The following is a 10,326-nucleotide window of genomic DNA, read 5'->3' as shown; positions in this document are numbered from 1 at the left end:
ATGACCACCCGCCTGACCGCCAGCCCCGACAAAGTCGGGCAATACCTCCGCCCGAAACCGCCTGCGGCGGCCTAAATCAGTATCGAACGCCCTCTCAGAGCATGGCGAGGCATCGCCACCCGATAGGACAAGAGCCCGGAGAGCCATACGGCGGGCCTCCACCTTCGCGGATCGATCATGTGGCTGAAGTCCCTGACTCCAGCCACATGATCCGAACCTTGAACAGCCCCTAGGTGACGCGCTGTGGTGCCGGACGCCAAGGGCGGGCAGGAGTTGGAGTCAACGGTCAACCGGCCGTGGACGCGGGGCCTCGCCCGTGGATCCGGCGTCGGTGTCGTCGGTGCCGACCGGGCCGCGGGGAAGCATCCGGTCCAGCCACTTCGGCAGCCACCAGTTGGTCCGGCCGAGGAGTGTCATGGTCGCCGGGACCAGCACCATGCGTACGACCGTGGCGTCGATGAGGATCGCGGTGGCCAGGCCGAGCCCGAACATCTTGGTGGAGGGGTCGTCGGCGACGGCGAAGGACAGGAAGACCGCCACCATGATGAGGGCGGCCGAGGTGATGATCCGGGCGGTGCGCGAGACGCCCTCGACGATCGCCGTACCGTTGTCGCCGGTGCGCAGGTACTCCTCGCGTACGCGGGAGAGGAGGAACACCTCGTAGTCCATCGACAGGCCGAACAGGATGGCGAAGAGGAAGATCGGGATGAACGACACGATCGGAACCGTCGCTTCCAGCCCGATGAGTGCGCCTCCCCAGCCCCACTGGAAGACCGCGACCATGATGCCGTAGGCCGCGCCGATGCTCAGCAGATTCAGCAGTACCGCCTTGAGTGGCACGAGTATCGAGCGGAAGACCAGCATCAGCAGCAGGAACGACACCGCCAGCACGGCGGCGACGAACACTGGCAGGCGTTGGCTGGTGCGTTGGCCCACATCGGACAGGCTCGCGGCGGCGCCGCCGACGTGGGCCCTGGCCGGGCCGTGCCCGATCGCCGTGGGCAGCACGTCGGTGCGCAGCCGGGCGATGGTGTCGGCCGTGGCCTTGTCCTGAGGACTGGTGGTCGGGAACACCACGAGGGTCGCGATGCCGGTGGCCCGATCGATGTGCGTCGGCGCGACGGATGCGATGCCCGGATCCGCCGCGACCGCCCCGACGAGTCGGTCCAGCACTCCCGGATCACCGGCGGGGTCCGCGGCGATGGCGAGGGGACCGTTGGTGCCCGGGCCGAACCCCTCGGCGACGAGGTCGTAGGCCCGGCGCTCGGTACGGCCGTGGGGCAGTGAGCCGTCGTCGGGCAGGCCGACGCGCAGGCCGAGCACGGGCAGCGTCGCGGTCAGCAGCAGCCCCGCCGCGCCGACCGCGTACGGCACCGGGTGCCGGCTGACGTGCCCGATCCAGCGACGCCACCCGGCGGCGTGGGCGGGGCCTGCCGCCGGGTCCCGCCGCCGTGCGAGTCGGCCCGGCTTCCTGGTCTGCAGAGCCCGGCCGATCCGGCCGATCCGGCCGGCCCGGGCCAGGCGTGGGCCGGCGGCGCCGAGGAAGGCCGGCAGCAGCGTCACCGACGCGACCACCATGGTCAGAACGACGATCGAGACGGCGAGCCCGCCCACCGTCATGAACGGTACGTTCGCGACCGCCAGGCCGAGGATCGATACGACGACGGTGCCGCCGGCGAAGACCACGGGCCTCCCCGCCGTGGCCACCGCTCGCCCCGCCGCCTCGCGGGGATCGAGCCCGCGCGCGAGGTACTCCCGGTGCCTGGCGAGCACGAACAGCGCGTAGTCGATGCCCACTCCGAGCCCGACCATGCTGCCCAGGACCGGTGCGAAAGTGGGGACGTCCGTCACCCCCGCCAGTACTGTCATCGTGGCGACCCCGACGGTGAGTCCGAAGACCGCCATGCCGATCGGCAGTGCGGCGGCGACGAGCGAACCGAACGCCAGGAACAGGATCGCGGCAGCGGCGAGGAGGCCGATCAACTCGCTCGCGCCGCCGTCGGGGTCGGAGAAGGCGTAGAAGAGGCTCCCGCCCATCTCGATGCGCAGGGGCAGTTCGGCGCGCAGCCGGTCGCCGAGATCGACGAGGGCGTCGAGGTCTTCGGCCGACAGCCGGCTCTGGTCGGGGTACTGCACCCGGACGACCGCGATCCGCCCGTCGACCGAGACGAGACCGCCGCGCACGGCGGTGTCCCCGCCTGCGTCGAGTGCCCCCGCCGGGTCGCTCGTGCCGAGCACGCGCGGCAGCCGCTTCACCTCGGTCTGCAGCCGCGTGAGAGCGGTGCGCGCACTGTCGTGGTCGAAGAACGTCGCAGCGCCGTCGAGGGGGGTGACGACCACTTGGGCGGTCATCCCCTCCTGGCCGGTACCGGCCCGCTCGATCAGTTCCGCGGCCCGCTGGGAGTCCAGTCCCGGAACCGTCATCGAATCCGCGTTCCGCCCGCCGAAGGCGACGGCGGCGAGGACGGCGAGCGTGGCGGCGACCAGCCATGCCGCGATCACCCGCCAGGGATGGCGGGCGGCGCTTGCGCCGAGGCGCAGCAGGGCTTTCGAGAGCATCGGGTCCTCCAACCACCTCGTCGGCCGTCCTTGTACGGCCGCCGATGCCGAGGCTCGCCGCCACGGCGCTCCGGCGGCATCGGCCCGCGGGCCGCGGATCCGTCGGCGCCGGGGCGGAGTGACGACCCGTCCTTTCGGCCGATGCGCGGCACGCCGCGGTCCCTAGGCTGAGAACCGTGCTCCGAGACGACCTGCGAACCCTGTGGACCGAACCCCGCCCGCCCGACCCGCCCGCCCGGGTGCGGCGGGATTGGGCGCTGCCCGCCGCGGGCCTTGCCGGTGTGGCACTGGAGGCCGCTCTGCGCGAGAACGTCGTGTGGCGTCCGGTGGCGGTGGTGTTCGCCGTCTGGCTGTGCCTGCTGCCCCCGTGGCGCCGGACCCGCCCGCTGGCGACGGTCACGCTGGCGTTCGGCTCGGTGATCCTGCTTCAGGTGGCCTCGCTCGTCACCGCACCGCGCGAGCCCGTCGGCCTGTACACCGGCGCGGTCGTGCTCGTGCTGGTGTACGCGCTGCCCCGGTGGGGATCGGGACGGGAGATCGTGCTGGGCGGCGCGATGATCGTCGCGGCGTACGGGCTGTGTGCCGTCACGGACGGGACCCCGGCCGTCGACAAGGTCGTGGGCTTCGTCTTCGGGCTGCTGCCCGGCGTGGTCGGGGCGGCGGTGCGGTTCCGGGTGACCGCTCGCGAGCGGCAGCTGGAGCAGGTGCGCTCCCGCGAGCGCGAGCAGCTCGCCCGGGAACTGCACGACACGGTGGCTCACCACGTGTCGGCCATGGTGATCATCGCCCAGGCCGGCCGGGTGCTCGCGGGCACCGACCCGTCCGCCGCGGTCGAGGCGCTGGAGGGGATCGAGGAGGAAGGGGCGCGCACGCTGGAGGAAATGCGCGCCATGGTCGCCGCGCTGCGCGACCGCGGGGTCGGCGCCGAGCTGGCGCCCCCTGCCGGCGTCGCGGATCTGGAGCGCCTGGTGCGCACCCCCGGTGGTCGCATCAGGGTCGACCTGGGGCTCGGCGGCGAGCTGGACACGCTGCCCCCGGCCGTGGACGCCGCCGTCTACCGGATCGTGCAGGAGTCGGTGACCAACACACTGCGCCACGCGGTCGACGCGACCGAGGTCGTCGTCCGGGTCGCCACGGAACGGCACACGGTACGGGTGAGCGTGCGGGACAACGGCCGGCGCACCGGCCGGGGTCGCGACGGATACGGACTTACCGGACTGCGCGAGCGCGCGACCCTGATCGGCGGCACACTACGAGCCGGCCCGGGCACCGACCGGGGCTGGCATGTCGAAGCCGAGCTGCCGAGAGCGAGGAGCGAGAGCGGTGTCCATACGCGTCCTCGTCGCTGACGACCAGACGATCATCCGCACCGGGCTGCGGATCATGCTGAACGCCCAGCCCGGCATCGAGGTGGTCGGCGAGGCCTCCGACGGACGGGAAGCGGTACGTCTGGCCCGCGAACTGCGCCCCGACGTCTGCCTGTTCGACATCCGCATGCCCGTACTCGACGGGCTCGAGGCCACCCGGCTGGTCGCCGGCCCGGGCGTCGCCGACCCGCTGGCCGTGGTCGTCATCACCACGTTCGACCTCGACGAGTACGTCTACGGCTCGCTGCGTGCCGGCGCCCGCGGATTCCTCCTCAAGGACACGGGACCAGACCTTCTGGCCCAGGCCGTACGGTCGGCGTCCGACGGGGAGGCGCTCATCGCGCCCAGCGTCACCGTCCGTCTGCTCCAGGCATTCGCGGACCTGCCCGCCGGCCGGCCCGCGGCCCAGCCGGTCTCACCCGTCACCGCCCGCGAGGAGCAGGTGCTCCTCGCCGTCGCTCGCGGGCTGACCAACACCGAGATCGCCGACGCACTGCACATCAGCCTCAGCACGGTGAAGACGCATCTGGCCAGCCTGATGGCCAAACTCGGCGCCCGCAACCGGGTCGAGATCGCGATGTGGGCCTACGAAACGCGCCGTATCCTCCCCGGAACCTGAGCCGGGTGCCGGGCCGTGCCCCGTGAGTCCCCGCCCGTGAGTCCCCGCCCGGACATCGGTGGACCGGTCGGCTCACGTCGGCTCCACGTGCCGCACCCGCCCCGGAGCGTGACGCGCCAGGAGGCCGGAACCGGGACGGTGAGACACCCGATACGACAAGACTCCCGACAGCTACCCCGCCAGTCTCCACCTGCACGCCTCGATACGCGCCCTAGCCGCCGGCACCGACGAGCCCGGCGCGCCGGAGCGGGGCGGGGCGGCGCGGGACCGTACCGTCGGCGCATGTCCTTCGGTCTGCTTGCCGCGCTGGGCGCGGCGCTGCTCACCGGGTCCGCCACCGTGCTCCAGGCGGTCGGGGCCCGTCGTGCCGCGGCCGGGCAGCGGCCCGGTGGAGCGGCCGCGCTGGCGGGGACGCTCCGGCAGTGGCCGTTCCTCGCTGGGGTGGGGATGGACATGCTCGGGTTCGGCGCCGAACTCCTCGCGCTGGAACGGCTGCCGCTCTACGAGGTGGAGGCGGTGCTGGCCTCGGCGCTCGCCGTGACCGCCGTCGGCGCGGCCCGGGTGCTGAAGGTGCGGCTACGGCGCAGCGAGTGGGCCGGGGTGGCGGCGGTGTGCGTGGGGCTCTGCGTGCTCGCCGTCAGCGCCGGGCGGGACGGGCCCGGCCACGGCGGCCCGGCGCTGCGGCTCGGTGTGCTGCTCGTGGCGGTGCTGCTGATCGGCGCGGGCTGGGCGGTCGTCCGGTTCGGCGGAGGCCGGCGGGCGCCGCTGCTGGGGTTGGTGGCCGGGCTGCAGTTCGGCGTGGTCGGCGTCTCGGTGCGGGTCCTGCCGGACCCCCGGCTGCCGGACCTGCTCACCGAACCGGCCGCCTACGCCGTCGCGTTGGCCGGGCTGGGCGGGTTCGCCGCGCTGACCTGGGCGATGCAGAACGGGTCGGTCACGGCGGCGACGGCGGCAATGGTGCTCGGCGAGACGCTGGGCCCGGCCGTCATCGGCGTGCTGCTGCTCGGCGACCACACCCGCCACGACTTCGAGCCGCTGGCCGTCGCGGGCTTCGCGGCGGCGGTGTTCGGGGCGCTCACCCTGGCCCGCTTCGGGGACGCCGAACAGCCCGCCACCGGCGGGGCGGCGACCTGACCGGCGCTCGGCGCCCGGGGGCCGCCCGCCGGTTGCGGGTGTCATCGGCACCGTGGTGCCGCGCGGCCGGCCGGTCACGGGCTGGTTCCGGTCCGGGCGGCGGCGGTTCCTCCGGCGGGCGGCCGGGTAACCCCGGGGCGGGGCGGGGCCCACCGGCACGGAGGGAGAAGCATGGCGCTCCACTGCGAACTCTGCGGCAGCCGCGCGGACGGTGCCGAACGGCTCGGCCGCTACTGCCCGGGCGAGTACTGCGGCACCGATCTGCGGGCCGGGGCGGACGCGGGTGTACGGGCCTGGTGCGAACCGCCGCGCCGGTTCGGGACCGCCGGCGGCACCGTCCTCCTGGACCTGCTCGTCCACAACGACGGGCCGCAGCCGACCGGCTTCCGCGTCGAACCCGTCGAACCCGTCCAGGGGCGGCTGGAGTTCGACCGGCGGGCCGCCGAGGCGCCGCTGCCCCCGGGCACGACCCGCCGCATCGAGCTGCGGTACGTCGTGCCGCTCGACCTCGTCGCGCTGGGCCCGGACATCGCCTCCCGGTTCGGCGTCCCCGGGGCCGGTGCGGCGGGGCAGGTGCAGGGCGGGCGGCACGCGCGGGCCGGGGTGGCGCTGCGGGTGAGCGCGACCTCGGCGCGTCAGGGCGCGGCCTGCGCGGCGTTCGCGGTGGACGTGCGCGACGGGACCTGGCCCACCCCCGACAGCGGGGAACCGTACGGCGGGGGCCTGGACGATCGGCAGCCCCCGCACGGGCAGCCGCCGTCGCCGGCCCGGCCGCGCCGCGACGACCGCCGGACCGGCGGCTGCGGGCCCCTGGCGGCCGCCGTGCTGGTGGCGGTCGTCGCGGTGCTCGGCGGGGGCCCGGGCGCCGCGGCACGCCGGTCACGGTGACGGGCCGCCGCAACGACCGTCCGAGCCGCGACCCGTTCACGTTCGACGGCCTGCCCCCGGCCGTCCGCACCGTGGTCCACGACCGCGACGGGCGGGGCTCACGGGTCCGACAGGCCTGCTGCACGGCCGACGGCACGGAGCGGGCGGCACCGACCCGCCCGTCTCAGCGGCGCCCGCGACCCGTCAGGCAGGCGACGGTCCAGGCCGCCGCTGCGGCGACCACCAGACCCAGCACGGAGATCACCTCGCTCCCGGACCAACTGCCCCACCACACCTCGACCGGCGCGAAGGGCTCGGTCTCCAGCATCTGCCGCAGGCTGTCGACCCCGCCCTCCCGGAGCACGACGAACGGAACGGCGTCGGCGTAGCCGAAGAAGGCTCCCAGCGCGGCCACCACCGCACCCGCGATCCACGCCCCCGGGCTGCGGCGCCCGACCAGCCCCACCAGCACCCCGACGACCGCCCCGTTGACGAGGGCGTGCCCCAGGTAGAGCGCGTGCGCGGTGTTCGTGGACTGGTAGTAGTCCTTGTACGTGAACACGATGATCGCACTGTAGATCGCCGCCACCACCACCGAGGCGATGAACCCCAGGAAGAACGCCCCCACCGGACTCCCGCCACTCCCCTGCGGCGCCGGATACGGCTGTCCCGCGTACGGCTGTCCCGCGTACGGCTGCCCCGGGTACGGCTGACCCGCGTACGGCGGCGGAGCACCGTAGGCGGGCGGCGGCTGCCGGTACGGGTCCTGCGGCCCGTACGGATACTGCGGCGGCTGGCTCAACGAGTCCCCCTCGGCGATGACATCACGGACCTGACCGGCGAGCCAACCTACCAACGGGGATGACGGCGGGTCAGCCCCTCCGGCGCCCCGGTCCCGCCCCTGAGCCCGGCCGGACCGGGGCGGGTCGTTCGGCCGCCCACCATCCGAATCCGGTCAAGTCGCCCCAGGAGGCCGTACGGTTCACCGGAATCGCCCGCGCCACGACGCCTGCCGCCCCTAGGCTCGCCGGCACACCGTGGACCGAGGGGAGACACCGTGGCCCGCAGGCCCGCACGCCGCCGACGCACCACCGCCGCACGCCGCGCCCGCCGGGCCCGCGACCACGCCGTCCTGCTCGGCGCGGGCGCTCTCGTCGCCTTCTCCCTGGCCACCGTCGCCGTCCAGTGGCTGGCCCACCACCTGCTCGTCCTCCTCGCCGTCCTGGCCATCGCCATCGCCGCGGCCATCACCGCCGTCCGCGCCCGCATCGCCGCCGACCGCCGCGCGCACCGGGCCCGCGCCGCACAGCTGCGCCACATCGGCGCGTTCATGGGCATGACACCGAAGGCCTTCGAGCACGCCCTGGCGGACCTCTGCCGGCGCGACGGCTGCACACGGGTGACCGTCGTCGGCGGGTCCGGCGACCTGGGCGCCGACGTCCTGGCCACCACCCCGGGCGGCCGGCGCATCCTCATCCAGGCCAAGCGCTACGGGCCGAGGACGCTGGTCGGCTCGCAGGAGGTGCAGAAGGTCAACGGCACCTACCGCGACATCCACGGCTGCGACCTCGCCGCCGTCGTCACGACCAGCACCTTCACCAAGCCCGCCGCCGCCTTCTGCACCCGGGTCGGCATCCGCATGACCGACCACCACGCCCTCGCCCTCTGGGCCGAAGGCACCGGCCGCGCCCCCTGGAACTGATCCTCTCGTTCGGGTCAGGCCGGGTGGATGAGGCGGCTCTCGTAGGCGAGGACCACGGCCTGGATCCGGTCGCGGAGTTCGAGCTTCTGCAGGATGCGGCCCAGGTGGGACTTCACGGTGGCCTCGGCGAGGTGGAGGGTGGCGGCGATCTCGGCGTTGGACAGGCCGCGGCCCACCTGGACGAGGACCTCGCGTTCGCGGACGCTGAGCCGGCTCAGCCGCTCGTCGCCGTCGGCGCTCCGGCCGTCGGGGATGTGCGGGCGGAGGTTCTCCAGCAGGCGTCGGGTGATCCGCGGGGAGACCACCGCGTCGCCCGCGGCGATGCTGCGGATCGCGGTGAGGAACTCCTCGGGCCTGGTGTTCTTCAGCAGGAAGCCCGAGGCTCCGGCGTTGAGCCCGGCGAAGGCGTACTCGTCCAGGTCGAAGGTGGTGAGGATCAGCACCCTGCTCCGCGGGGAGGCCGCGATGACCTGCCGGGTCGCCTCGATCCCGTCGGTCCCGGGCATCCGGACGTCCATGAGGACGACGTCGGGGCGCAGCTCGCGGGCGAGGCGGACGGCCTGGGCGCCGTCCGCGGCCTCGCCGACCGGGGCCATGTCGGGCTGGGCCTCCAGGACCGTGCCGAAGGCCATCCGGAGCAGCGCCTCGTCGTCGGCGATCAGGACGCGGATCGTCATGCCCCCGCCGCCCCGCCGCTGCCGAGGAGGAGGCGGGTGTGCACTCCCCAGCCGCCGTCCGGGAGCGGCCCGGCCCGCAGCGTCCCCCCGTAGGTGGCCGCGCGCTCGCGCATGCCGGGGATGCCGTGGCCGGACGGTGCGGCGGCGGGAGGTGGCGGGCAGGGGCCGCTGTCGGTGACGTCCACGGTGACGGTCCCGGGCGCGCACCGGATCCGGACCTCCGCCCGGGTGCCGGCGGGGGTGTGCTTGAGGGTGTTGGTCAGGGCCTCCTGGACCAGGCGGTAGACGGTGAGCTGGGCGGTCGCGGGGATGTGGGCGTGTCCGCCGTCGACGTCCAGGCGGGTCGGCAGTCCGGCGGAGCCCATCTGGTCGGCGAGGGCCTCCAGTTGGCCGATGCCGGGCAGCGGGTGGCGCTCCGCGTCCGGTTCGTCGGCGCGCAGGATGCCGAGCGAGCGCCGCATGTCGGTCAGCGCCTGCCGGCCGGTCTCGGCGACCTGGAGCATCGCGGCGGTGGTCCGCTCGGGCGAGCGGTGCTGTGCGCAGACGGCGGCGTCGGTGAGCGCGACCATGACGGAGAGGTTGTGGGTGACGATGTCGTGCATCTCCCGGGTGATCCGGGTCCGCTCCTCGGCGACGGCCAGCCGCGCCTGCTGCTCCTGTTCCCGCTCCAGGCGGGCGGCCCGTTCCTCGACGGCCGCGAGGTAGGCGCGCGTGGTCCGCACGTTCACCCCGAGGACGGCGGCGGCGACGGCCATCGCGGTGACCGCGACGAAGGGGGTCAGGAACGCGCCGTCCGCCGCCCAGCGCAGGCAGGCGAGCAGGGCCCCGGCCTCCACGACGGCGCCGGCGGCGAGCGCGGCGCGCCGGCCCGCGTGCGCGGCCACGGTGTAGAGGGCCACCAGCAGGGCGACGTCGGCGGGCAGTTGGACGTCCGCCAGCCACTGGACGAACGCCGCGCCCGCCACCGCGGCGAACACCGCGAGCGGGGCCCGGCGGCGCCACAGCAGGGGCAGCGCGAGGGCGGCGGTGAGGGCCACGGCCACCGGCAGCCGGTGCGGCGGGTGGGTGGTCAGGACGTTGAGGAGGAGCAGCGCCGCCAGCAGCGACTCCCCCGTCGCCCGCGGCAGCCGGGCGGCCGTCCGCGCCCATCCCGCCCGCACCCGCCGGGCACTGCCGGGCTTCGCGGCCGCCTCGGTCATCACACGTCCCTGTCGATTCGGCGTCATGGTGCCCCGGCGCGCGCCGCGGCCCTGCCACGGTAGGCCGCGGGCCCGCGGAGCGCATGAGTCCACCGTCTGATCGCACCGGGCCGGGATCCGACCTCAGGAGGAGTCCCGCCACCTCCCGCGGTCGCAGAGCGGCCGCCGATCGCGCGGGCCCGACTGCTGCTCCGGTGGCACG

Annotated in this window: 9 protein-coding genes; 5 read left to right on the top strand and 4 right to left on the bottom strand. The window is 74.8% G+C overall.

The genetic code is table 11. From position 1 onward, the window contains the following. Nucleotides 1-279: 279 nt before the first annotated feature. Nucleotides 280-2,559, bottom strand: a complete 2,280-nt coding sequence (locus ABT093_RS12055; protein WP_350563141.1) for an MMPL family transporter — start codon at nt 2,557-2,559, stop codon at nt 280-282. Between the two features lie 176 nt (nt 2,560-2,735). On the opposite strand from ABT093_RS12055, the gene ABT093_RS12050 reads away from it, so the two are divergent. From ABT093_RS12050 to ABT093_RS12035, 4 genes are all read left to right on the top strand, one after another. Continuing rightward, nucleotides 2,736-3,908 (top strand): sensor histidine kinase, encoded by a 1,173-nt coding sequence (locus ABT093_RS12050; protein WP_350563139.1) that lies wholly within the window; start codon nt 2,736-2,738, stop codon nt 3,906-3,908. Next, nucleotides 3,883-4,545 carry a response regulator gene (locus tag ABT093_RS12045; protein ID WP_350563137.1) on the top strand — a complete coding sequence of 221 codons (663 nt, stop codon included), beginning with the start codon at nt 3,883-3,885 and terminating at the stop codon, nt 4,543-4,545. The genes ABT093_RS12050 and ABT093_RS12045 overlap by 26 nt, the downstream gene beginning before the upstream one ends. Nucleotides 4,546-4,827: 282 nt before the next feature. Beyond that, nucleotides 4,828-5,679: a hypothetical protein gene (locus tag ABT093_RS12040; protein WP_350563135.1), complete on the top strand. Its 852-nt coding sequence runs from the start codon at nt 4,828-4,830 to the stop codon at nt 5,677-5,679. Between the two features lie 171 nt (nt 5,680-5,850). Further along, nucleotides 5,851-6,567 (top strand): hypothetical protein, encoded by a 717-nt coding sequence (locus tag ABT093_RS12035; RefSeq protein ID WP_350563133.1) that lies wholly within the window; start codon nt 5,851-5,853, stop codon nt 6,565-6,567. A 163-nt stretch (nt 6,568-6,730) separates the two neighbouring features. Here the strand turns inward: ABT093_RS12035 and ABT093_RS12030 are convergent, their stop codons facing one another. Further along, nucleotides 6,731-7,348, bottom strand: coding sequence for a hypothetical protein (locus ABT093_RS12030; RefSeq protein ID WP_350563131.1), 618 nt, complete (start codon nt 7,346-7,348; stop codon nt 6,731-6,733). A 255-nt stretch (nt 7,349-7,603) separates the two neighbouring features. On the opposite strand from ABT093_RS12030, the gene ABT093_RS12025 reads away from it, so the two are divergent. Beyond that, nucleotides 7,604-8,248 (top strand): restriction endonuclease, encoded by a 645-nt coding sequence (locus tag ABT093_RS12025; RefSeq protein WP_350563129.1) that lies wholly within the window; start codon nt 7,604-7,606, stop codon nt 8,246-8,248. 14 nt (nt 8,249-8,262) lie between these two features. Here the strand turns inward: ABT093_RS12025 and ABT093_RS12020 are convergent, their stop codons facing one another. Beyond that, the gene (locus ABT093_RS12020) at nt 8,263-8,925 is read right to left on the bottom strand and encodes a response regulator (RefSeq protein WP_350563127.1); all 663 of its coding nucleotides are present in this window, start codon (nt 8,923-8,925) and stop codon (nt 8,263-8,265) included. Further along, nucleotides 8,922-10,124 (bottom strand): sensor histidine kinase, encoded by a 1,203-nt coding sequence (locus ABT093_RS12015; protein ID WP_350563126.1) that lies wholly within the window; start codon nt 10,122-10,124, stop codon nt 8,922-8,924. The genes ABT093_RS12020 and ABT093_RS12015 overlap by 4 nt, the downstream gene beginning before the upstream one ends. Nucleotides 10,125-10,326 lie beyond the last annotated feature (202 nt).

It is taken from the genome of Kitasatospora sp. NPDC002551, from assembly GCF_040296005.1.
GTDB lineage: Bacteria > Actinomycetota > Actinomycetes > Streptomycetales > Streptomycetaceae > Kitasatospora.
This window is presented reverse-complemented; position numbering and strand designations above follow the sequence as displayed.